Below are 22,304 nucleotides of genomic sequence, written 5' to 3'. Positions count from 1 at the left end.
TCCCCCAAACCATATAGCTCAAGATGCCTCTTTATATTAGAGCTCAACGAGTAATAGCTATGGGCTCGATTTATATTTTTTTCGGAGATAATGGATGCATTTTTTTATCTCGCGATATAGTCAAAATTTTTTCCACAAGCACCTCAATATCTTTAAAAACAAAATATGGGTCTCCAATAACCTCCGGAGGCCCTCCGCCCTCCGTAACAAAAACAACACAACCGGAACTCATCGCCTCCACCACAGTCCGCCCAAATGACTCTGTTCCCGGCCAAGATGTCAAAATAAAGAAATCTATATTCTTATAGAAATCTATCATTCCGGAAGAGGGCATATTAATAACGCCATTAAACTTATCCCCCATTGAGGCCTTAAGCCTGGAAAACATCGCCTGCGTGGAGTCAAGGGAAAATTGATCTAGGCATCCAACAGCCATATTAGCCTGAAGCTCAGGTATCTTAGCAGAAAGACTGTAAAGTACCTCTTCAGCAAGAGGCCAGTTTTTCCAATCACAATACCTACCTGCAAAACCTAACGTTAGCACACCATCAAACATCTTCTCGCCAATTGAAATGTAATTTGCGCCTGCCGTATTGTGTATAACACTAATATCAATATCGTGATTGAACTTAGAAAGAGCCTCTGTCCACATGCCTTTATTGGCCTCAGTTGTGCACACAAGGGAATTTAGCTCTCGCATGAAAAACATAAAAGCAAATCTAAAAAATGCATTATATTTAGTGTAAATACCTCTCTCAGTATGAATAAACACTATATCCCTAGAAATCAGCCTCAACATCCGACCTAAAGAAACAATAAAAAAACTAACTTGCGCCTGAGTATGAATGACTCTTGGGGCAAATGACCGAACGCATCCAAAGACACGAAAAAAATAATAGAAAAAGAGAAGCGGTTTTTTAAAAACCTTTTTAAGCCTGTCATCTTTAACAAGGTAAACCTGAGCAGATTTCGGGATGCCCTCATCATGAATTCCCGGCTGCACGACAGATACATCTACGCCATTTTCTATCATGCCTTTGACTATTATTTTTGTAGACTCCTGCTCACCCCCAACAGTCCCCAGATTATTATCAACAAAGTACATTATTTTCATATACTCTCCCAGCAAACGCAGCCCAAAATTCCGACCTCCTATTTTCTAACAAAGGAGAAGAATATTCTTTGGACTTAGTAAAATTATCTCTTGCCGCCTGAGCAAGATCACAAGAATCAGAAAGAACAAACAACACCTTTTCTAATAGTTCTTTTTTGCTCTTGGGCTTTACAAGGAACTTGTTCGAAAGCAATTCTGGTGTCCCGGCTACGGAGGTTGCGACTACGGGGCAGCCCCGCGACATGGCTTCAATTACCCCCCTTGGAAGCCCCTCTTTTAGGCTAGGATGCACATACAAATCGATATTATCTAGCCAATTCAGAACTGGCTCACCCGAAGGAACTGTTCCACAAAACTCAACGTGATCTGAAATCCCGAGAGCCTCAGCTCTTAATAGAAATGGTTTAGGGTCGCCTGCGCCTAAAACCTTATATTTCAAACCGGGGTAGGTTTTTATCAGTTCCGGAATGACTTCCAGCATGACCTGAATACCTTTAAACCTCCCTGTCAAGCTCGCTATCTGGCCGATAACTGGAGAATCCTTAACAATCTGCTCTCTAGATAGAATTCTCTCTAGTCTTCCGGTCAAAGTACTTTCATCTATACCTTTCAAATTCACATTCGAACATGCGGTTGTTAACGCGCCGCGCCGGCACGGATACCGATTTTGTAAGAACGCCTGAGTGACATAAAGTACGCCATCAGCCTGTTTTACTGCACTTCTGACTCGTCTCGTTATAAGAGGCGCATAGAGCTTCGCAGCCAATCCACCATAATTCCAATATGAGTCCCACGGACAGTCAACTAGCTCAACCGCAACTTTCTTATTTAGAGCCACTGCATGTCTTAATGCTAACAACCCTAACTCGCTACTTAATCTAACCACTACAGCATCATGACTAGCCACTAACTCCCTAAGTTCCCTTCCGGCATCCCCTCCACCAGTGACGAGGTCTTGCAAGGTTGAAATATTTTCAAGAAATCGAAATTCAACTCCCTCTCTCTCACTTCGATCAATCCTGAGAGCGCTGACATCTCCTGAGTATTTTTTTGATCGTGCAGCAACCGTAACACTAGAAAAGTCAGTCAGGTACCTATTCCAAGCCCAACTTGGAAATGCGCCAGAAGAATAGACATCGTCGCCAACTAAAGTAAATGTATGGTCATGAACAAATAATAGTTTGCTCAATTTTCCTCCTAGCACTTTTATTAATTCGGTCATCTACACTGACCAATTCACAATAATGATTTCGCGGCCGCCCATATTACAGACTTGCGTTTTCTATGTGCTCGGCGGCAAGGAAGCTTTTGGCTTCATGGTAAAGCCCCACAAATTAACTTCGAGAACCCCGCCAAAGTCAAATATCACTTTTCAGATTGGCCGCTTTTTTAATTTAGAAAAAAGATAATGCGTAAAATATACACCAACCACTGCTAGACCACCAATTTTGAAAACCTGAGACAATAAATTAGCAAAATCAGCTCTTATAATATAAACATAAGTAGTCAGCGCCATTAAATAAAAAATATACCAATACTCACCATCATAACTTCGGCGATAAAGTAGTGATAAGATGGAAGCAGCAATAGCCATGATTAAAAAAACACCAAAGTACCCAGAGACCAAATATCCCTGAGCCATAATTGAAAACCCCCACCCTGAAGTACCTTGGAATCCATTCTCCACTCTATAAACAGAGTCAAACCACGAACTCGTGCTCTGAATCTCCGCACCAGAGAGAAAAAAAGATGGCACGAAAGCTCTTAATACATCATTGAAAATAAATGAAAAGCTATTATCTACACCATAATACATTAAGGAGTATAAATTGCGGCCCGCACTGATAAACTCATTAGAGAACACAAGACTTAAGTCGAGACCTGCAAAATCAATGTCACCAGAAAGAAAAACTGCCTTAAGCCCTTGAGACAATGGAACAATAGTTACCGCGAGGATAACAACAAATAACACACTTAAAAAGGCCGGCATGTTTTTCTTATCAACAAACAGCAGGAACATCAAAATTGCCGCCCTAAAGAAAATATCGCGCTCTCCTAGCAACAACAAATAACCAAGCCCTACAAAAACAACAATTACAGCTTTGTAGGTAACCAACCGTTTACCTCTCCTTAAAGCACCTAACATTACGAGCACTAGCAGAATATAAAAAAACAACTCAGCAACACTCTTTAAAACAGACCCCGAATCAAGAATTTCTCTTTTTGTTGTATGCCCTCCCCCAGCAGTTACTACCAAGGCAAATAATACAAATAACAAAACCGGCCAAAAAATAGCTTTTTCACTGAGGTATTCTTTTCTTGCTACAGACAGGCCATCAAAGAATGCTCTTCTTGACAAGGAAACACTACTCTCATCAATCATCACCATACATACTAAAACAAATACAACAATTCCAAACATCTGCAGCCTTATAGAACTCAACAAAATATCACTATCGATAGTAAGCGGCCCTTCATAACCAAAAATAATAACCTGAAGTGAGAACCAAGTAGAATAAACAGCAAGCATAATTAAAAACAGTGATCTAGGGTCAAGTATTGACTCCCTAGAAAATAGAAAACTAATCAACAGCGAGTAAATGATAACCAAGCTTACAGCCACTAAATGGCTCTCTAAAGAAAAACCCAAAAAAAGAACTAAAAGACTTATAAAGCCAACAGTAATTTTTTTAAAATAAAAACTTTTAGCTCTCATGAAGTGCCTAAAATCCCCACTTTAAAATAATTTTCATTTTCGAAACCACCACCTACCCAAGCATCAATAAGTCTTCCCGATTATTCCAGGAAATCACTTTGATTATTAGCTAAAAACCCGCCCCAAAATAAATTTACAAATCTCGAGTTCCCTCTTCATTATTCTTGAAAAAACAAACCAAAGAAAAAGTGTTATTGAAACAAAAAACAAACCCGACAAAAACAAAAGCAATAGCTCACTTTTCACCCCATCAAAAATATAACGCTTAGAGATATAAGTGAATACAATTATAAGCACAGCCATCCACAGCTGTTTTAAATGCATTAGCGCAACATCCCTCCAAGAGAATCCAATCAATACCTGACTTAATTGCAGCATAATTATATAATTTAATGTGATTGCCAGCCCAACACCTACAGCAACGCCCTCCGCACCAAAGAAGTGCCCTAGATATGCCCCTAAAACAACAGCAAACGCATAGATCAACTGCCTTATTGCCCGACGATAAACAGCCCCTAAAGCAGCCGCCAGCAAGTCACTAAACTTATAATTAAGCCTAAAGGCAAGGGAAATTATTAGCAATTGAAAAACAAAAACAGCGCCTCCCCACTGCGAACCCAGCACCAACATAATAATTTCATTCGCAAAAAAATATAAATAAATCGACATAGGCACTAGCAACATTGTTGCTAGCGATAATATATCAACATAGACTTTGGAAATCCTATCCTTATCATTTTGAATATTGGACAAAATAGGAAACAAAACCTTATCTATTACCCCCCCTATTAGTGAGGCTGGGAAAAGCATTAGCCGGTATGCATTACTATAGACCCCTAAAGCGCCGGCACCAAGAAACTTCCCAACTATTAGATTATCACCCTCACCAGCTATAAAATTTGAAACTTTCGCCAATGAGTAACCTGCTCCATAGCCTAACAGCTCTTTGGCGCTCTCCATGTTAAACGCGTAGTAATTTGCCTCCTTTACAACAAAGTGAACGATCAAGTTTATAGCTACTATCTGTCCAAGCTGGGAAAAAACCAAAGACCAAACACCGCATCCTAAAAGCGCCATAGGTATTGAAATACAGGCATATCCAACAACGTAACTTAACAAGTTATATATGGCTATTTGCCTAAACTTTAAATTACGCTGCAGCAGTGACTGGCCAACGACAGCAAGAGAAGAAGCTGGCAACATCAAGGAAAGCACTCTTACTACATTTTCCAACTCTGGCATGTCAAAGAAAAAAGAAATTTTACTTGCACTCAAATACAAAGCAAAAGAGACAGCTACTCCCAGAACAACTGCCATCGTGTTAGCAGTCCCAATGTGGGACTTTGTTAGCTCTAGTCTTTGCACCACAGCTGGCCCGACACCAAGCTCAGTGAAAATTTTCAGGAAACCAACAATTACCAGAGCTATGCTAACCACCCCAAACTCATCTGGTGTAAGTAGCCTAGCTAGAATTATTAAACTTAGAAATTGAAGAAAATTTTGCCCAAGTGTACCTGCAAAAATCCAACCAAAGCCTTTTAGTACTTTACTTTTAAGATTTGTAGTCATTATTACTGTATGCCTTAAACCACTTCACAAATCTAGCTATCCCGTCTTCAATTTCCATTTGCGGCTTATAGCCCACCTTCTCTCCCAGCCTGCTGGTGTCAGCATAGGTACGCTCCACATCCCCTGGCTGCATGGGTAGCATCACCTTTTCAGCCTGTCTACCGCAGGCGGTTTCTATGGCCTGGATAAAGCGCGACAGCTGAATAGGCTGGTTGTTACCGATATTGAACAAGCTGTAGGGGATTTCCCCCTGAGGCGGCTGCTGGTTGATGCGCAGTATGCCTTCCACGATGTCGTCGATGTAGGTGAAGTCGCGCTGCATTTTGCCGTGATTGAATACCTTGATCGGCTCGCCTTTGAGGATGGCTTCGGTGAACAGCCAGGGGGCCATATCCGGCCGGCCGGCGGGGCCGTAGACGGTGAAAAAACGCAGCCCGGTGGTGGGGATCTTGTAGAGCTTGGAGTAGCTGTGCGCCATCAGCTCGTTGGACTTTTTGGTAGCCGCGTATAGGGAAACGGGGTTGTCCACCTGGTCGGTTTCGCTGAACGGAATCTTAGCGTTCATGCCGTAGACCGAACTGGAGGAGGCATACAGCAGGTGCTGTACCGGGTTATGGCGACAGCCTTCGAGGATACACAGGGTACCCACCAAGTTGCTGTCCACGTAGGCAAAGGGGTTTTCCAGCGAGTAACGCACCCCCGCCTGGGCGGCCAGGTGGATGACGTGGGTGAACTGTTCGCTCTTGAACAGCTGCGCCATGCCGTCGCGGTCGGCCAGATCCATTTTTACAAAACGGAAATTTGGGTGCGGTGCCAGTTGAGCTAAACGGTACTCCTTGAGGACCGGGTCGTAGTAATCATTCAAATTATCCAGCCCGACCACTTCTTCGCCTTGCTCCAGCAGGCGCTTGGCTGTGTACATGCCGATAAAGCCGGCAGCGCCGGTTACAAGGTATTTCATGCATCATTCCCAAACAAATCGCGGGTGTAGATTTTGGCTGCTACATCCTGCAGGTCATCCGAGGCGCGATTGGCGACGATCACGTCGCTTATATTCTTGAATTCATTCAAGTCGCTGATCACCCGGGACTGGAAGAAGCTGCCCTCTTGCAACGCGGGCTCGTATACCACCACTTCGATCCCTTTGGCCTTGATACGTTTCATCACGCCCTGAATGGCCGAGGCGCGGAAGTTGTCGGAGCCGGACTTCATGACCAAGCGGTAGATGCCAACCACTTTCGGATTGCGAGCCAGGATGCTGTCAGCTATGAAATCCTTGCGGGTACGGTTGGCATCGACGATGGCCTTGATCAGGTTGTTGGGTACCTGATCGTAGTTGGCCAGCAGTTGCTTGGTATCCTTGGGCAGGCAATAGCCGCCGTAGCCAAAGGACGGGTTGTTGTAATGGCTGCCGATGCGCGGATCCAGCCCTACCCCTTCGATAATCTGCTTGGTATCCAGACCATGCACCTGGGCGTAGCTGTCCAATTCGTTGAAATAGGCGACGCGCATGGCCAGGTAGGTGTTGGAGAACAGCTTGATGGCTTCGGCTTCGGTTGAGTCGGTAAACAGCACCTCCACACCCTGCCTGATAGCGCCCTGTTGCAGCAGTTCGGCAAACGCCTCGGCGCGCTCGCTCTGCTCGCCGACAATGATCCGCGAGGGATAGAGGTTATCGTGCAGGGCCTTGCCTTCGCGCAGGAACTCCGGCGAGAAGATGATGTTCTCGGTGTTGTACTTCTCGCGGACGCTCTTGGTGTAACCAACCGGTACAGTGGACTTGATCACCATCACCGCATCGGGATTGATCGCCAGTACGTCCTCGATTACCGCCTCGACGCTGCGGGTGTTGAAAAAATTGCTTTGCGGATCGTAGTCGGTAGGCGTAGCGATAATCACGAATGCAGCGTTGCGGTATGCCTCCTCCTTGTCGAGAGTTGCCTTCAGATCGAGTTTTTTTTCGGCCAGAAATTGCTGAATTTCTCTGTCTTCGATAGGCGACTGGTGGTCATTGACTAGGCCCACTCTGGCTTGATCAATGTCCAGCGCAATAACCTTGTTGTGCTGCGCAAGGAGCACGGCATTGGAAAGCCCTACATAGCCAAGGCCAACGACGCCTATAAGTGAATCTCGAGTTTTAATTTTATCCAAAGTATTATCAATCTTCATATTCAAATCCGCCAGGAAACGTACAGTCGGATATTTTTCACAAGACCCTCAGAGACTTGTTCCTTATAACGAAAAGAAATCGTACCGGAAGAATTACGGTATTTAACACTCAGGTCATTGGTTCCCTTAGGAGCCTCTATCCTTTCATACCCTTCCGACTGAAGAATAGCAAAAACGCCCGAGTCAATATTTTTAATATCCGAATCAAGGTGATAAGTTACAACACGAAGTTTACGCCCCTTATCATCGATAACTCTATCCATTACTGGAGAAGCACCGAAATCTATCCCCACGCCATCACGAAAGTAAATGGCAGTCAAACTTTTTGGCATATCGCCGGTCACCTTGACTGGCTCCCCCGTCTCACCACAGGCCGACAAAAATACAGCACAGAAAAAAAATATAGCTAGCTTATTATTCATACACATCCTTAAACATCTCAGGCCACCCACTATCATCAGTATATTGATAATATCAATACACATTTAGTATTCTCCGACACCACTTTAATGAGGCCAGAAAATATATTGGTTGCACATTCAACCCAAACCTTAACACAACGACTAAAGTTTCTATGGACAGCTAAACTAGCCTAATGCTCTCTGACTACTTCAGCAGCATCCTTAGCCAGGATCATTTAATCGCCTCCAGCCTTAATGAGCGCCGAAAAACCTTGAAATCAAACGTAGTAAAGCATTAACTATTACGCCGACGAACCATATCCAAAAACAAGCTCATAAACACACTGACGACACCCAGCAAGAGCAGCAGAATCATCAGCACTTTTATATTTTCATCAGAAATAAAAATTGGGCTCTTTCTCTCGAACGAACCGCCCACCCCGTCCAACAACTGGCTAGTATTCCCTGCCACCTGCCGCCCCTGTTTTTCATACAGACGCACAACAACCTGCGTATAACCACGCAATGTATCCAACACCTTTGGCAAGACCTCGGCCACTTCCTTCAGATAAATATCACGCAGCTCCTGGGCATCTCCCCTGCCACCTTCCAGCGCCAAGAGGGTCTTTTCGATATCTGCGATGGCCCGTTCCTTATCGATGGCCTTGTTCTCAAACTCCAGCACTTCCGCCATCAACTTTTGACGGAACTCCAGATCGCTACCCTGGCGAGAAACTTCCAGCAGGCGATCGAGAAAGGCATCACCCAATTGAGGCACAAGGTTATTCTGATTACTGGCTACAGCACTTGAACCATCGCTCTGGATTTCTCGAGAATAGTCACGCAATACACTACGAATGGCCTTGGCACGCTCAAGCAATATGCGCTTTTCGTCACGCAGGTCTTCCAATCTGCGGGTGTAGTGCAGGGTAACTACCTGTTTGTTACGCGAGATACCCAACTGCCTTATCGGGTCGACAATCTGGCGAATATCATAATCAGCAACATCCTGAATGGCTTTGTCCAAGTCAGCCAAGGTAAAACCGGTCTCCTCATCCACTAGGTTGGTGGCATTGGGTTCTTTCTTCAAGGCACTGATATTTCCGCGCACCAGCTCGATGCTATTGAGCAACAGGTCCATACTCATCAGGTAGTCGATATTCTCGAAACGTTCCTGATCGAAGATACGCTCGGAGTAAACAGGCAATGACGGTTTGAGAACGCCTAATTCATCGATTGCACGCTTGCCCCAAACACTGCCGATATCCATCAACACCTTGCTGGCCACTGTGTCGGGCAGTGTCTTGCCGTCGGGTAGTTGCAGAGTGATGCGGAAACTTCCGCTGGAAGCGGCCTTGAGGTCGGCATTCATCTGGCGTTGCAGTTCGGCAATATCACTGGCACCCAGTTTTTTGTCTGCCAGTTGGCGCTCATAGCGCTCCTTGATCAATAAATAATCAGGGGCATAAGGCTGGATATTGACACTACGGCGGAAGTCATCGACGGGCAGGTCGTAACCTTCCAGTTCATTACTGCGGTATACGCGGTTGAGGACGGTGGGACTGATCACATCGCTCAGCAGAAAGCGTGAACCATTTGGAAACTTACCGTTCTGCAGCCCTTCGAAGGCAAGGTCGAATACGTAGCTGTAGCGCGTGGGCTTGGGACTGGTGAAGTAGCTTACGGCCAGGTAAACGCAGAAGATGGCAGTGACTGCCAGCAGGGAGAGCGCAACCCTGCCACGCGTGGCCCAGATGTTCATCATCAGTTGCCCCAGGTCGATCTCATCGTTCTCTCTGGGTGGCGGTGTGTTCGCATGAGTTTGCATCTACTGCATATCCCTTTTGCAAATTAATGAGAATTAATCTCTAAAACACCCCGAAGAGCGTAAATTCAAATCGGTAATTTTACATGCTTGGTCCATGGATAGCGCTTTTTTAAGCATCCAAATTTGCCGGTTTTTTGACTCTAATCCCCACAAGATGATAGCAATTAGCCACAGCTCGACCTAAACAAACCCAGTCAAGACGTGTTCGGACCTGTTCTGGACCACTTCGCGCATGACTGGTTCCGTTTCGATACATTTATTGAACTTGCCTTGCGTGGAAAGCGCGGGCTAGAGCATTCATTGAGGGCAAGCAATACGGCCTGGCCGGACACATATGGCAAAAGCAGGAGTGACTACTGGCATGGATGAGCCCATTACGGACTATGCCGTAAAGACAGGAACTGGGGCTTCACACATCCAGCAGTATCGGGACCAGCACAGTAGGTTGTGCCGTAGGTGGAAAGGACATGAACGAGAGCGTGCAGGGAGAGACAACACTCCCCCTGCAGTGATGCTTGTATCAGGAACCGCTTACGCCCCAGATACCCGACAGGTTTTGCAGCAGCGAGTTGGAAAGCCCCTGCTTGCCGAGGTATTGCAGGATGATCGGGCTGAACTGACCTACCAGGGAGCTATCCATACCAAGCGCCGAGAAGGCTTTGTTGACGTCCTGCATGGTCTGCACACTGCCCAGGGCGCTGGTGACTGCGTTGGACGAGCTGTCTTTCTTGCCGAGCAGGCTACCGCCCAGCGAGCTCAGTTGCCCGAGCGTGCCATTGGCGCCCAGGTGCTCCAGGCCAGGAACTTCCGAGGCCAGTTGCGCGTAATCGGTAGCGCTCAGTTTGTTTTCGGCCAACTTCAGCAAAGCAGTGGTGCCGCCAGCAGCCTGCTGCGGGGAAACGTTCAGGTTCGAGAGCGTGTTGAGCAGCTCGAGGGTTTCCGTGTTTTCCGCGATGGTTTGGTTGCCAGTGACTGTCGAGGCCAGCTTGGCTGCTTCGCCCAGGTTGAAAGCCGAAGCCGAGCCAGCCGCAATGGCCAGGGCCGCACCAATAGTGATGGCAAGGGAGTTTTTCATAGACAGATCTCTAGTCGTATATGACAGCCATGGAGGCCATGAGAAAGCGCGGCCACTGCGGGCCGCGCGACCGGCACGAACGATAGGCGGCACGGTAGTGGATGTCCAGACTTAGTACGCCGATGACGCGCCAGCAAACCTTTCAGGGTGAGCGTGCATCTGACCGTGGCACCGAAGTGCGGCGCTTACGGTGCCAATCGGGCGAGCTCGGCCAGAAAGGCTTCTTCATCCAATATATTGACGCCCAGCTCCCTGGCCTTTCCCAGTTTGGAACCAGCGCCCGGCCCGGCAACGACCACGCTGGTCTTGGCGGACACAGAGCCCGCAACCTTCGCACCCAAAGCCTCCAGGCGCTGCTTGGCCACATCGCGACTCAAGCTTTCCAGGGTGCCCGTCAACACCCAGGTCTGCCCCACCAGCGGCAGCCCCTGCGCCACCTTCTTCTCGCTCTGCCAATGCATACCGAACTCAAGCAACTGGGCCTCTATGGCCTTGGCTCGTGCGGTATTGGCCGCGTCACTGAAAAAGTCGCGCAGGGAATTCGCGGCCTTTTCGTTGAGTCGTTCGACCTGGCGCAGGTCGAGCCAATCCGCCGTGACCACGGCATCCAGGCTACCGAAACGCTCGGCCAGGCGTTGCGCCCCCGTACTGGCAATAAAGGGAATGCCCAGCTTGTCTAGCAGTTCGGCCAGGGTCGTGGACGCGGCGAACTCCGGGTGCAGCTCTCCTTCGTCTTGCAACGTGAGATGCCCCATCAGCGCAGCAATAACACCGCTGTTGTGTTCATCCTCGAAGAAGCTATGGATCTCGTGCGCCACTTCCAGACCGACATCGGGCAAGTAAGTCAGCACTTGAGGGAGCGCTTTGCCGATACGCTCCAGCGTACCCAGCGCCCTGGCCAGCAGTTTGGCGGTTTCCTCGCCGACATCGGGAATGCCAAGGGCATAGATGAAGCGCGCCAGGGTCGGGGTTCTGCTCGCATCGATAGCCGCCAGCAGGTTGCGTGAAGACAGTTCGGCAAAGCCATCGAGTACGACCAGTTGCTCGAAGTACAGCGCATAGAGATCGGCAGGAGATGCGACGAGGCCCGTGTCGACCAACTGCTCGACGATCTTGTCGCCCAGGCCATCGATATCCATCGCCCGGCGCGATACGAAGTGGATGATCGCCTGCTTCAACTGCGCCTGGCAGGCCAGCCGCCCCACACAGCGATAAATGGAGCCGTCACTGGTCGAGGAACGCCCTTTGCTGCGCTTGACCAACTGCGTGCGCTCGACCGCCGAACCACAAACCGGGCAGCACTCTGGCACCTGGATCGCCACGGCATTTTCCGGCCGGCGCTCGGCGACGACCCCCAGGATCTGTGGGATCACGTCCCCGGCACGGCGCACGATCACACTGTCGCCGATCATCACACCAAGCCGCACCACTTCATCCATATTGTGCAGACTGGCATTGGACACCGTTACGCCCGCCACCTGCACCGGCCTCAGCCGCGCAACCGGCGTAATAGCCCCGGTGCGTCCCACCTGGAACTCCACGCCGAGCAGCTCGGTGATTTCTTCTCGTGCCGGGAATTTGTGTGCGATCGCCCAGCGCGGCTCCCGGGCACGAAAGCCCAACTCACGCTGCTGAGGCACTGAGTCGACCTTGAACACCACGCCATCGATTTCATAGGGCAATGCATCGCGGCGCTCGCCGATATCACGGTAGTAGGCCTGGCACTCGGCAACACCCGTCGCGCGCCTCAGCTCACGGCTGATCGGCAATCCCCAGCCACGCAGTGCCTGGAGAATATCGAAGTGAGTCGACGGTAACTCGCCATCGCTACGGCCCACACCATAGGCACATAGTTCCAGCGGACGATCAGCGGTGATCTTAGGGTTCAACTGCCGCAGACTGCCGGCGGCGGCATTACGCGGGTTGGCGAAAGGCTTACCCCCGCCCTCCAGTTGACGCACATTCAGCGCCTCGAAGCCGTCCTTGGGCATGTAGATTTCGCCACGCACCTCCAGAACCGTCGGCCAGCCGCTGCCCTGCAGCTTCAATGGAATGTTGCGCACGGTGCGTACGTTGCTGGTGATGTCTTCGCCGGTCGTACCGTCGCCACGGGTGGCGCCGCGTACCAGTTGACCGTTCTCGTATAGCAGACTGACCGCAAGGCCATCGAGCTTCGGCTCACAGCTGTAGATAACTGCAACACCATCGCCGAACAGGTCACCGCCTGGCAGGTCCAGCCCTTCGCGCACACGACGGTCGAAGTCCTGCAGGTCCTGCTCCTCGAAGGCATTACCAAGGCTGAGCATCGGCACTTCATGCCGAACCTGGCCGAAGGCCTCCAGTGCCTGACCGCCGACCCGCTGGGTCGGCGACTCCGGAGTGACCAGCTCGGGATGCTCGGCCTCCAAGGCCTTGAGCTCGTTGAACAGCCGATCGTATTCGGCGTCCGGCACTGCTGGATCATCGAGCACGTAGTAGCGATAGTTGTGCGCATCCAGTTCACTGCGCAACTGGGCGATACGTTCGGCGGCGGCCTGGGCTGAAGACATAGGGAAACGGATGCTTATCGAAATCTCGGGCCGGAGATTCTAGCCTCCTCGGTCAGCGCAGAACACCCAGAGCGACCCATGGCTATCACTACGATCACTGAGCAGCAGACAGCGGCGTATCGAAGCCCTGTGCTCAGCACAGCATCGAGAGCATTTCCTGCCACCAGAAATGCAAAAACCCTCACGAGGAGGGCTTTGCGTATATGGTGGGTCGTGTAGGGGTCGAACCTACGACCAATTGGTTAAAAGCCAACTGCTCTACCACTGAGCTAACGACCCAACGCGGGGCGCATCATACTGATTTCGCTGGAGAATTGAAACTTTTTTCTGAAATTTATTGCATCACCAGAGTCGCCCTGCTGTCAGCCGGGCAGACGCACAAACCTCAACGGTTCAGTTGACGCTGGGAAAGCTGGGCCGCCGAACTCTTGGGGTACTGTGCAATGACCTGGCGAAAAATCCCCTGGGCCTTTTCACGATTGCCCAGGCGCATCTCGACATCTGCCAGCTTGTAGAGCGCATCGGGCACCTTGCCGTGTTGCGGATAGGTCTCGCCGACTTTGGCGAAAGCCTGTGCAGCACCTTGCAGATCGCCATTGGCCAAGGTCACCTCACCCAGCCAGTATTGAGCGTTACCCGCATACTGACTGTCTGGATAACGGCGCAGGAATGCCGAAAATGCCTGACTGGCCTTTTCGAAGTCCTTGGCTTTGATGAGGTCGAAAGCGGCATCGTAGAACAGCTTTTCCTTCTCGGGATCCCCCGGAGCGGACGAAGCATTTTGTGCCGTAGAAGCGCTAGCGCCCTGGGCGCTACCACTCGATGAATTCTGGTCGGTCGAGGATGAAGCTGGAGCCCCACTCGATACGCGACGGTCCAGATCCTGATAACGCTCCAGGCCTTCCTGTTGCAAGCGTTGGATCTGGTTCTGCTGTTCTTCCAGCAGACCGCGCAATTGCGCTATCTCCTGCTGCATCTGCTGCAGTTGCATGAACAGCATGCCTTGCGCGGAAGATGGGGCCGTTGCCCCACCCCCCGCATAAGCACCGCCCACATCTGTATTGGTCACCGGGTAGCTGCCATAGGCAGCACTCGAATCACTCTCGGAAACCGGCACAGCCAGCGCATGAAGCGGCAGGCTGAGCGCGATCAGAGACAGAGCATGACGGCACTTACGCATGGCAAATTACTTGCGCAGTTCTACGCGGCGGTTCTGAGCCCAGGACTGCTCGTCGCTGCCCAGAGCAACCGGACGCTCTTCGCCGTAGGAAACCAGTTCCAGTTGAGCCGGGGAAACGCCCTGCAGAACCAGATAGCGTTGTACGGCCTGGGAACGACGCTCGCCCAGAGCCATGTTGTACTCGCGGGTGCCGCGCTCGTCAGTGTGGCCTTCCAAAACGACGCGAGCGCCGTTGCCTTTCAGGTCCTTGGCGTGAACGTCCAGAGCGCGCAGGGCCTCAGGCTTCAGCTCGGAGCTGTCGAACTCGAAGTAGAAAGTGGTGATGGCGCGCAGGGCGGCTTCTTCGCTCAGGCTACCGTCAACGGCGCCACGGTCAGCACCGTAGCCAGCGTTCGGGTCGATGGCAGCGCCTTCGCCAGAATCGTCGCCGCCTTTGGAGGAGCAACCAACTGCAACAGCCATGGCCAGAGCCAGAGCAGTGAACTTACCGAATTTCAGCATTTCCATGTGTAACAACCCCAGGTGTGTTTTGGTTAAAAGCGTTGATTACCGCATCAGTTCAGGTAAGGGGACCATGACGGCTCTCGGACTTCGCCTTGAGCGGTAGGAAGTGGGAGCCTCACTCGACCATTGATGGACGCGAGCATCAAGACTCCCCGACCCTGCTGGCGGGTTGCATAGATTAGCATGGTGCCATTGGGCGCAACAGTGGGCGACTCATCCAAAGTGCTATCGGAAAGCAACCGAAGGTTTCCACGCTGGAGGTCCTGTGCAGCCACCTTGAAATTGGTGTAACCGTCCTGGCGATGGATCATCACCAGGGTCTTCTCATCGGCGGACAATTTCGGGTTGGCATTGTAGTTACCGACGAACGTCACACGCTCCGCATTGTTGCTGCCAAGGCGCTGCTTGTAGATCTGTGGTTTGCCAGCGCGGTCGGAAGTGAAGTAGATGGTCTGCCCATCAGCGCCCCAGAACGGCTCGGTATCGATGCCGTAATGGTTGGTCAGGCGCTGCATGTTGCGTGTTCCGAGGTCCATCACGTAGATCTCCGGGTTTCCGTCCTTGGACAGCACGAAAGCGAGGCGATTGCCATCGGGCGAGAACGCCGGGGCACCGTTGAGGCCTTCGAAATTTGTGATCTGCTCACGGCGTCCGGTATCGATATGCTGGATGAAGATACGCGGGCGCTTCTGTTCGAAGGACACATAGGCGATGCGACGGCCATCCGGCGAATAGCGCGGCGAGAGGATCGGCTCACGCGACTGCAACAGGGTTACGGCACGAGCGCCATCGTAATCCGAGCGCTGCAGCGTGTAGCGCGTGTTATTGGAGCCCAGTCGCTCAGCCGTCACATAGAGCAGACGCGTGGAAAAGGCACCCTTGACACCCGTCAGCTTCTCGAAAATCTGGTCCGAAGCATAGTGAGCCATGTCGCGCAGTTGATCAGCCGAACCGCCAACGCTACCCGTCATCACCTGCTGTTCGGTGGTCACGTTGAACACAGCGAACTGGATCTGCAGACGGCCAGCGGCAGGCTGGATGTTGCCGACGACCAGGTATTGCGCGCCCAGTGCTTTCCAGTCGCGGTAGATGACTTCGCTGGCCTGGGTCGGCAAGCTGATCATGTTCTGCCGCGGGATGGGCTCGAAACTGCCGGAGTTGCGCAGGTCATTGCCGATGATGGTCGACATGTCCTCAGGCAGCACATTACCGCCCTGCCAGCCGAACGGCACGACGGCGATGGGTACCGCACGGTCGTTGCCACCGGAAATGATCAGCGGATCCGCGGCCTGGGCACTGCCCGCCAACATGATCAGGCCCATCAGGGCGATACGAATCAGGGTATTCACAGACTCAAGTCCTCGGGTTTGAAGATGACACGACGTTTGCGATACATCTGATCGAACGTCGAGCGGTCCAATTGCTGCATTTCCGCGATGCGGCCCACATTACGCACTGCCGCCACAGCCGAGCTGTCGAATGGAGAGTCACCGCTTGAGCGCGTGACACTGGCATTGGTGATGGTGCCATCCGGCAGCATCTCGATCAGCACCTCCACGGTCATGCCATTACGCGCGGACGGTGGACGACGCCACTGTTCACTGACCAGGCGCACGATCAGGTCGTCGAGATTCCCGGCAACCTTGTCACCCCGCTCATCAGCCAGCGCCTGCTGGTAGCCGGTATCTTCCGACAGCAGCTCCGCCAGCGCCTGTGCCTTACGGTCTTCGTTAGCCTTGCGCCGCGCCTCTTCAGCGGCTTTTTTCTTCGCTGCCTCGGCTGCCGCCTTCTTCTTGGCTTCTTCAGCCGCAGCCTTCTTCTTCGCCTCTTCAGCAGCCTTTTTCTTGGCGGCCTCGGCAGCGGCTTTTTTCTTGGATTCTTCTTCAGCTTTCTTCTTGGCAGCTTCTTGCTCGGCCTTCTTCTTGGCGATGTCGGCCTGCTTCAGCTCTTCCTGTTTTTTCGCTTCCGCCGCTTTCTTTGCTGCGGCAACCTTTTGCTCTTCCGCTGCCTTGCTGGCCTCGGCTGCTTTCTGTTGCTCTTGCTGGGCCTTTCGAGCCTCCTCGGCACGTTTTTGTTCCGCAGCCTGCTCAGCCTTGCGCTGCTCCATCTGCTCGGTTTCGTGCAGGGGCGCTGAGGTTTTCTGCTTTTCGCCAGCAATCTTCTGGTTGGTCTGGGTCGTGGCCTGGCTTTGCGACTTCAACTGATAAAGCGTGGCCTGGATAACCGGGCGCGAAGGCGGCAGCTCGGGCGTTCGCGAGAAGCTGATAAACAGCATGCCAAAGATCAGCACATGCAGCGCCACCGCCACGATGGTGGGCCAGAAATAGCTTTCCGATGGTGAACGCGGTGTGTAAGGCATCAGGGGGCCTCGGTAATCAGGCCGACATTGCCGACGCCCGCTTCCTGCAATCCACCCATGGCACTCATCACCGCGCCGTAATCGACCGCCTTGTCGCCGCGCACGAAGACCTGCACGGCCTTACCCTGGCTGCGGTTCTGGTTCATGATCGCCGTGACTGCCCGGGTCATTTCATCCAGGGTCAGTGCCTTGTCCTGCACGGTATCGGTATCGACCTCACTGCCCATGTTCCAGTAGTAGGTCTTGTCGGCCTTGATGGAAATGGTCAGCACGCGGGAGTCGTTGTCCTGAGGCAAGGTCTCGCTGCTGACCTTGGGCAGGTCGACCTTGACGCCCTGGTTGAGCATCGGCGCGGTCACCATGAAGATCACCAGCAGCACGAGCATGACGTCGATATAGGGCACGACGTTCATCTCGGCGACGGGCTTGCGTCTGTTGCGAATTCGAGCCATTGCGTCGGACCTCAGTCTTCGGAGGTATGGACTTTGCGGTGCAGGATCGCCTGGAACTCGTCGGCGAACATGTAGTAACGAGCGATCAGCGTTTCCGAGCGGGCGGAGAAGCGGTTGTAGGCGATGACCGCCGGGATCGCCGCGAACAGGCCGATGGCGGTCGCGATCAAGGCCTCGGCGATGCCAGGCGCCACCGTTGCCAGGGTCGCCTGCTGTACCTGGGCCAGACCACGGAACGAGTTCATGATCCCCCAGACGGTGCCGAACAGACCGATATAAGGACTGGTGGAGCCGACGGTCGCGAGGAACGGCAGGCTCTGCTCCAGCTTCTCTTCCTCGCGGGAGATCGCAACGCGCATCGCACGGCTGACACCATCCATGACCGCATCGGGATCGACGCCGTGCTGCTGGCGCAGGCGGGAGAACTCTTTGAAGCCGGCACGGAAAATCTGCTCGACACCGCAATCGGGGTCAGGGTTGGCGCCGGCCTGGCGATAGAGCTTGGACAGGTCGATACCCGACCAGAAGCGCTCCTCGAATTCCAGCAACGAACGCTTGGCCGCACGCAACAGATTGCCGCGCTGAAAGATGAGTATCCACGAAACGACCGAGGCGCCGACGAGGATCAGCATAACCAGCTGAACCACGAAGCTGGCATTGCTGATCAGGCTCCACATGGACATATGATCGACGTTGGCTTCCACGCTTACTCTCCTGCTGGGAATGGACCCTGGCTCACGAGGGCTTCACGTAGCGCCTCTGGTATAGCCCGGGGTTTCAAACTGTCGGCGTGCACGCAGGCCACCACGAATTGCCCTTCGCAGAGCAACGTATCATCAGTGACCCGCCTGACCTGCTGGCAAAAACGCAGGCTGGCTCGCTTCATCTCCACGACTTCGGCCGTTACCAGCAACTCGTCATCCAGGTGTGCCGGTGAACGGTAACGGGCCTCGCTGGAATGCACGACGAACAGCAGCCCTTCCGCTGCCAGGCGCGACTGGAAGAAACCCAGCCCACGCAAGCGTTCGGTCCGCGCGCGTTCCATGAATTTGAGGTAGTTGACGTAGTAGACGATGCCACCCGCATCGGTGTCCTCGTAGTAGACACGGCAGCGGTGATGAAAAGCTTCCTGAGTGTGCGCGCGCATACTAGTGCCAGCCCTGATAATTGCCAATTGGGTAAGTGAACAATTTTTCAATCATTCTGCTACGGGATCGAAAAGGTCGGGCGTCTGCGGGTCGAGCAGGCGCTTGGGCAGGTTCAGGCCGAAGTGCAGATAGGCGTGACGGGTGACCACGCGGCCACGCGGCGTACGCATGATGTAGCCCTGCTGGATCAGGTAGGGCTCGAGTACATCCTCGATGGTGTGCCGTTCCTCGCTGATCGCCGCCGCGAGGTTATCCAGCCCGACCGGCCCGCCGTCGAATTTCTCGATGAGCGTCAACAACAGTCGGCGATCCTGGTGATCGAAGCCGCGCTCGTCGACGTCCAGCATGTTCAGCGCACGGTCAGCGGTCGAACGGCTGATCTCGCCATTGCCCAGTACTTCGGCAAAGTCGCGCACCCGGCGCAACAGGCGATTGGCGATACGCGGCGTCCCTCGTGCGCGACGCGCGATCTCGAAAGCCCCTTCTGCCTCGATGGTCAGGCCCAGGATATTCGCCGAGCGACTGACAATCGTGGCCAGGTCTTCGCTGGAATAGAACTCCAGGCGCTGCACGATACCGAAGCGATCCCGCAAGGGATTGGTCAGCATGCCCGCACGGGTGGTGGCACCAACCAGCGTAAACGGCGGCAGATCGAGCTTGATGGAGCGTGCCGCCGGCCCTTCGCCGATCATGATATCGAGCTGGAAGTCTTCCATCGCCGGATACAGCACCTCCTCGACCACGGGCGACAGACGATGGATTTCATCGATGAACAGGACGTCACCCGCTTCCAGGTTGGTCAGCAGCGCCGCCAGGTCGCCCGGACGTTCCAGAACGGGCCCGGACGTGCTCTTGATCGAGACGTTCATTTCCTGGGCGATGATGTTGGCCAGGGTCGTCTTGCCCAGTCCGGGCGGACCGAAGATCAGGGTATGGTCGAGGGATTCGCGACGCGCGGTGGCGGCACGGATGAACAGGTCCATCTGCTCGCGCACGACCGGCTGGCCGATGTATTCGGCCAGCTTCAACGGGCGAATGGCGCGGTCCAGTTGCTCGTCGCGGTCGCGCCCCGTGGCGGTCACCAGCCGATCGGCTTCTATCATGGCTACACCATGCCTTTGAGGGCGCGACGGATCAATTCTTCACTGCTCAAGTCTTTTTCCTGAATGGCCGAAACGGCGCGACTGGCCTCCTGAGGCTTGAAGCCCAGCGCGATCAGTGCGCTGACCGCATCGCTCTCGGCGCTTGAGACTGCCGCACCTGCGCGAGGTTCAACCACCAATCCAGAAATGGCCGGAATGCTTTCCCATGCCTTGAAACGATCCTTGAGCTCGACCAGCAGCCGCTCGGCGGTCTTCTTGCCGACGCCGGGGATCTTCACCAGAACCGAAGTATCCTGGGCCTGCACACAGCGGACCAGCTCATCGACCTCCAACCCCGACATCAACGCCAGGGCCAGCTTCGGCCCGACGCCATTGAGGCGGATCAACTCGCGGAACAGCTCTCGCTCGCGCTTTTCAGCGAAACCGTAGAGCAGGTGAGCATCCTCACGCACGACAAGATGGGTATGCAAGGTCACCGTCTCACCCAATGCCGGCAAACGGTAGAGCGTGGTCATCGGCACCTCGACCTCATAACCGACGCCATTCACATCCAGAATCAAATGAGGCGGCTGCTTTTCAGCCAGGTTGCCACGCAAACGTCCAATCACTGCTGTCTTCCTGTCGAACGGTTCACAAACGGAGGCGCCCGCCGCGCCGCTTGGCGCCAGCCAGGCCATGGGGGATCAGGCTCTGTCGATGGTGCGCATGGCACAGGGCGATGGCCAGCGCATCGGAGGCGTCGATCTGCGGTTTCTGCACCAGCTTGAGCAACTGCATGACCATCATCTGCACCTGCTCCTTCTTGGCCGCACCCGTGCCGACGATGGCCTGCTTGACCTGGGTGGCGGTGTACTCGGAAATCTCCAGCCCCGCCTCGGCCCCCGCGACGATGGCCGCACCACGCGCCTGACCGAGTTTGAGGGCCGAATCGGCATTGCGCGCCATGAACACCTGCTCGATGCCCATCGTCACAGGTCCATAGGTTTCGATGACCTGGGCGACGCCCCGAAAGACCAGTTGCAAGCGCTCGGCCAGGGCGCCATCCCCAGTGCGAATACAACCGGATGCCACGTATTCGCAATGCCGCCCCGTATCGCGCACCACGCCATAGCCGGTGATACGCGAGCCCGGGTCGATGCCAAGAATCAGGGTCATGCCACTCCATATGCCGGTGCCACGCATGGCACATCGAACTGTCTATTTATCCAGTTGGCGAGTATAGGCGCCCCGCCCCGGCACGTCATCCTCCACATCACACCCTCGCGAGAACAACACCTGTAAATGAAAAAGCCGGAAACCCTCTCCCGAAAGGTTTCCGGCTTTCTGCCACACCTGGACTCAGCCCAACTGCTCCATGATCTCGTCGGCGATCTCGGCATTGTGGTAGACGTTCTGCACGTCATCGAGGTCTTCCAGCATGTCGATCAGCTTGAAGATCTTCTGAGCGGTTTCCAGGTCAACAATCGGCGCACTGATCGAAGGGATCATCGCGATATCCGCTTCCTCGCCCTTGAAGTCCGCGGCACTCAGCGCCTCGTTGACCGCATGGAAATCCGCGAAGCTGGTGGACACCAGTGCCGATCCATCATCGCCCATCTCCACATCGTCAGCGCCCGACTCCAGCGCCGCTTCCATCAAGGCATCTTCATCGACCCCGGGCGCAAAGCTGATCTGCCCCTTGCGCTCGAACATATAGGCCACCGAGCCGTCAGTACCCAGGTTGCCACCGCATTTGCTGAATGCGTGACGCACCTCGGCAGCGGTGCGATTACGGTTATCGGTCATGGCCTCGACGATGATCGCCACGCCGCTGGGCGCATAGCCTTCGTAGCTCAGTTCGGCCATGTTGTCGGCGTCATTGGTGCCGGCACCACGGGCGATGGCGCGGTCGATGACGTCACGCGACATATTGGCAGTCAGCGCCTTGTCCACGGCCAGGCGCAGACGCGGATTGTCCGCCGGGATGCCACCACCCTTGGCCGCGACCGTCAGTTCACGAATGATCTTGGTGAAGATCTTGCCCCGCTTGGCATCCTGGCGACCCTTGCGGTGCTTGATATTGGCCCATTTGGAATGACCAGCCATAACTCACTCCATTCTTTTCGACTTAGGTTCAACGGGCGCGAAACCCTGCGTC

21 protein-coding genes and 1 tRNA gene are annotated in these 22,304 nt (G+C 53.3%); all 22 read right to left on the bottom strand.

The genetic code is table 11. The features are described from left to right. Nucleotides 1–70: 70 nt before the first annotated feature. The 22 genes from HW090_RS15350 to HW090_RS15245 all read right to left on the bottom strand — a co-directional run bounded on the left by HW090_RS15350 (nucleotide 71) and on the right by HW090_RS15245 (nucleotide 22,252). Complete coding sequence (locus HW090_RS15350) at nucleotides 71–1,114, bottom strand: glycosyltransferase family 4 protein (RefSeq protein ID WP_179114337.1); 1,044 nt, start codon at nucleotides 1,112–1,114, stop codon at nucleotides 71–73. After that, complete coding sequence (locus HW090_RS15345) at nucleotides 1,092–2,303, bottom strand: glycosyltransferase (RefSeq protein ID WP_179114336.1); 1,212 nt, start codon at nucleotides 2,301–2,303, stop codon at nucleotides 1,092–1,094. The genes HW090_RS15350 and HW090_RS15345 overlap by 23 nt, the downstream gene beginning before the upstream one ends. Before the next feature lie 183 nt (nucleotides 2,304–2,486). Continuing rightward, nucleotides 2,487–3,830, bottom strand: coding sequence for an O-antigen polymerase (locus tag HW090_RS15340; RefSeq protein ID WP_179114335.1), 1,344 nt, complete (start codon nucleotides 3,828–3,830; stop codon nucleotides 2,487–2,489). 105 nt (nucleotides 3,831–3,935) lie between these two features. Continuing rightward, on the bottom strand, nucleotides 3,936–5,399 hold the full coding sequence (locus HW090_RS15335; protein ID WP_179114334.1) for a lipopolysaccharide biosynthesis protein: 1,464 nt from the start codon (nucleotides 5,397–5,399) through the stop codon (nucleotides 3,936–3,938). Then, the gene (locus tag HW090_RS15330) at nucleotides 5,383–6,360 is read right to left on the bottom strand and encodes an NAD-dependent epimerase (RefSeq protein ID WP_179114333.1); all 978 of its coding nucleotides are present in this window, start codon (nucleotides 6,358–6,360) and stop codon (nucleotides 5,383–5,385) included. Before HW090_RS15330 ends, HW090_RS15335 begins: the two co-directional genes overlap by 17 nt. Next, entirely contained in the window at nucleotides 6,357–7,568 is a 1,212-nt protein-coding gene (locus HW090_RS15325) for a nucleotide sugar dehydrogenase (RefSeq protein WP_179114332.1), read from the bottom strand. Before HW090_RS15325 ends, HW090_RS15330 begins: the two co-directional genes overlap by 4 nt. A gap of 2 nt (nucleotides 7,569–7,570) precedes the next feature. After that, on the bottom strand, nucleotides 7,571–7,990 hold the full coding sequence (locus tag HW090_RS15320; RefSeq protein ID WP_179114331.1) for a hypothetical protein: 420 nt from the start codon (nucleotides 7,988–7,990) through the stop codon (nucleotides 7,571–7,573). Nucleotides 7,991–8,264: 274 nt separating this feature from the next. Next, complete coding sequence (locus HW090_RS15315; protein WP_179114330.1) at nucleotides 8,265–9,797, bottom strand: hypothetical protein; 1,533 nt, start codon at nucleotides 9,795–9,797, stop codon at nucleotides 8,265–8,267. A 520-nt stretch (nucleotides 9,798–10,317) separates the two neighbouring features. Continuing rightward, nucleotides 10,318–10,872: a DUF2780 domain-containing protein gene (locus HW090_RS15310; RefSeq protein ID WP_179114329.1), complete on the bottom strand. Its 555-nt coding sequence runs from the start codon at nucleotides 10,870–10,872 to the stop codon at nucleotides 10,318–10,320. Between the two features lie 185 nt (nucleotides 10,873–11,057). After that, nucleotides 11,058–13,421 (bottom strand): NAD-dependent DNA ligase LigA, encoded by a 2,364-nt coding sequence (gene ligA / locus HW090_RS15305; protein ID WP_179114328.1) that lies wholly within the window; start codon nucleotides 13,419–13,421, stop codon nucleotides 11,058–11,060. Nucleotides 13,422–13,625: 204 nt separating this feature from the next. Then, nucleotides 13,626–13,700, bottom strand: a tRNA-Lys gene (locus tag HW090_RS15300). Between the two features lie 106 nt (nucleotides 13,701–13,806). Next, complete coding sequence (gene ybgF / locus HW090_RS15295; RefSeq protein WP_179114327.1) at nucleotides 13,807–14,601, bottom strand: tol-pal system protein YbgF; 795 nt, start codon at nucleotides 14,599–14,601, stop codon at nucleotides 13,807–13,809. A gap of 6 nt (nucleotides 14,602–14,607) precedes the next feature. Further along, nucleotides 14,608–15,108 carry a peptidoglycan-associated lipoprotein Pal gene (pal, locus tag HW090_RS15290; protein ID WP_179114326.1) on the bottom strand — a complete coding sequence of 167 codons (501 nt, stop codon included), beginning with the start codon at nucleotides 15,106–15,108 and terminating at the stop codon, nucleotides 14,608–14,610. 47 nt (nucleotides 15,109–15,155) lie between these two features. Then, complete coding sequence (tolB, locus tag HW090_RS15285) at nucleotides 15,156–16,454, bottom strand: Tol-Pal system beta propeller repeat protein TolB (protein ID WP_179114325.1); 1,299 nt, start codon at nucleotides 16,452–16,454, stop codon at nucleotides 15,156–15,158. Continuing rightward, complete coding sequence (tolA, locus tag HW090_RS15280) at nucleotides 16,451–17,464, bottom strand: cell envelope integrity protein TolA (protein ID WP_179114324.1); 1,014 nt, start codon at nucleotides 17,462–17,464, stop codon at nucleotides 16,451–16,453. Before tolA ends, tolB begins: the two co-directional genes overlap by 4 nt. After that, nucleotides 17,464–17,916, bottom strand: a complete 453-nt coding sequence (gene tolR, locus HW090_RS15275; protein WP_179114323.1) for a protein TolR — start codon at nucleotides 17,914–17,916, stop codon at nucleotides 17,464–17,466. The genes tolA and tolR overlap by 1 nt, the downstream gene beginning before the upstream one ends. Before the next feature lie 11 nt (nucleotides 17,917–17,927). Then, nucleotides 17,928–18,620 (bottom strand): protein TolQ, encoded by a 693-nt coding sequence (gene tolQ / locus HW090_RS15270; RefSeq protein ID WP_179114322.1) that lies wholly within the window; start codon nucleotides 18,618–18,620, stop codon nucleotides 17,928–17,930. A gap of 2 nt (nucleotides 18,621–18,622) precedes the next feature. Further along, nucleotides 18,623–19,063: a tol-pal system-associated acyl-CoA thioesterase gene (gene ybgC / locus HW090_RS15265; RefSeq protein ID WP_179114321.1), complete on the bottom strand. Its 441-nt coding sequence runs from the start codon at nucleotides 19,061–19,063 to the stop codon at nucleotides 18,623–18,625. A 51-nt stretch (nucleotides 19,064–19,114) separates the two neighbouring features. Then, a complete protein-coding gene (gene ruvB / locus HW090_RS15260; RefSeq protein ID WP_179114320.1) occupies nucleotides 19,115–20,167 on the bottom strand; it encodes a Holliday junction branch migration DNA helicase RuvB in 1,053 nt (350 codons plus the stop codon). 2 nt (nucleotides 20,168–20,169) lie between these two features. Continuing rightward, a complete protein-coding gene (gene ruvA / locus HW090_RS15255; protein ID WP_179114933.1) occupies nucleotides 20,170–20,775 on the bottom strand; it encodes a Holliday junction branch migration protein RuvA in 606 nt (201 codons plus the stop codon). A gap of 22 nt (nucleotides 20,776–20,797) precedes the next feature. Next, complete coding sequence (ruvC, locus tag HW090_RS15250) at nucleotides 20,798–21,322, bottom strand: crossover junction endodeoxyribonuclease RuvC (protein WP_179114319.1); 525 nt, start codon at nucleotides 21,320–21,322, stop codon at nucleotides 20,798–20,800. A 183-nt stretch (nucleotides 21,323–21,505) separates the two neighbouring features. Then, nucleotides 21,506–22,252, bottom strand: coding sequence for a YebC/PmpR family DNA-binding transcriptional regulator (locus HW090_RS15245; RefSeq protein ID WP_179114318.1), 747 nt, complete (start codon nucleotides 22,250–22,252; stop codon nucleotides 21,506–21,508). Nucleotides 22,253–22,304 lie beyond the last annotated feature (52 nt).

Origin of the sequence: Pseudomonas sp. ABC1 (genome assembly GCF_013395055.1) — a bacterium.
Lineage (GTDB): Bacteria > Pseudomonadota > Gammaproteobacteria > Pseudomonadales > Pseudomonadaceae > Stutzerimonas.
Note: the sequence above shows the minus strand (reverse complement) of the source record. Positions and strands in the feature narration are given on the sequence as shown.

Bases quoted from the DNA above. Each gene is read 5' to 3' on its own strand.
- HW090_RS15350 (WP_179114337.1), bottom strand. From the start codon at position 1,114: ATGAAAATAATGTACTTTGTTGATAATAATCTGGGGACTGTTGGGGGT.
- HW090_RS15340 (WP_179114335.1), bottom strand. From the start codon at position 3,830: ATGAGAGCTAAAAGTTTTTATTTTAAAAAAATTACTGTTGGCTTTATA.
- HW090_RS15335 (WP_179114334.1), bottom strand. From the start codon at position 5,399: ATGACTACAAATCTTAAAAGTAAAGTACTAAAAGGCTTTGGTTGGATT.
- HW090_RS15330 (WP_179114333.1), bottom strand. From the start codon at position 6,360: ATGAAATACCTTGTAACCGGCGCTGCCGGCTTTATCGGCATGTACACA.
- HW090_RS15325 (WP_179114332.1), bottom strand. From the start codon at position 7,568: ATGAAGATTGATAATACTTTGGATAAAATTAAAACTCGAGATTCACTT.
- HW090_RS15320 (WP_179114331.1), bottom strand. From the start codon at position 7,990: ATGAATAATAAGCTAGCTATATTTTTTTTCTGTGCTGTATTTTTGTCG.
- HW090_RS15315 (WP_179114330.1), bottom strand. From the start codon at position 9,797: ATGCAAACTCATGCGAACACACCGCCACCCAGAGAGAACGATGAGATC.
- HW090_RS15310 (WP_179114329.1), bottom strand. From the start codon at position 10,872: ATGAAAAACTCCCTTGCCATCACTATTGGTGCGGCCCTGGCCATTGCG.
- ligA (WP_179114328.1), bottom strand. From the start codon at position 13,421: ATGTCTTCAGCCCAGGCCGCCGCCGAACGTATCGCCCAGTTGCGCAGT.
- ybgF (WP_179114327.1), bottom strand. From the start codon at position 14,601: ATGCGTAAGTGCCGTCATGCTCTGTCTCTGATCGCGCTCAGCCTGCCG.
- pal (WP_179114326.1), bottom strand. From the start codon at position 15,108: ATGGAAATGCTGAAATTCGGTAAGTTCACTGCTCTGGCTCTGGCCATG.
- tolA (WP_179114324.1), bottom strand. From the start codon at position 17,464: ATGCCTTACACACCGCGTTCACCATCGGAAAGCTATTTCTGGCCCACC.
- tolR (WP_179114323.1), bottom strand. From the start codon at position 17,916: ATGGCTCGAATTCGCAACAGACGCAAGCCCGTCGCCGAGATGAACGTC.
- ybgC (WP_179114321.1), bottom strand. From the start codon at position 19,063: ATGCGCGCGCACACTCAGGAAGCTTTTCATCACCGCTGCCGTGTCTAC.
- ruvB (WP_179114320.1), bottom strand. From the start codon at position 20,167: ATGATAGAAGCCGATCGGCTGGTGACCGCCACGGGGCGCGACCGCGAC.
- ruvC (WP_179114319.1), bottom strand. From the start codon at position 21,322: ATGACCCTGATTCTTGGCATCGACCCGGGCTCGCGTATCACCGGCTAT.
- HW090_RS15245 (WP_179114318.1), bottom strand. From the start codon at position 22,252: ATGGCTGGTCATTCCAAATGGGCCAATATCAAGCACCGCAAGGGTCGC.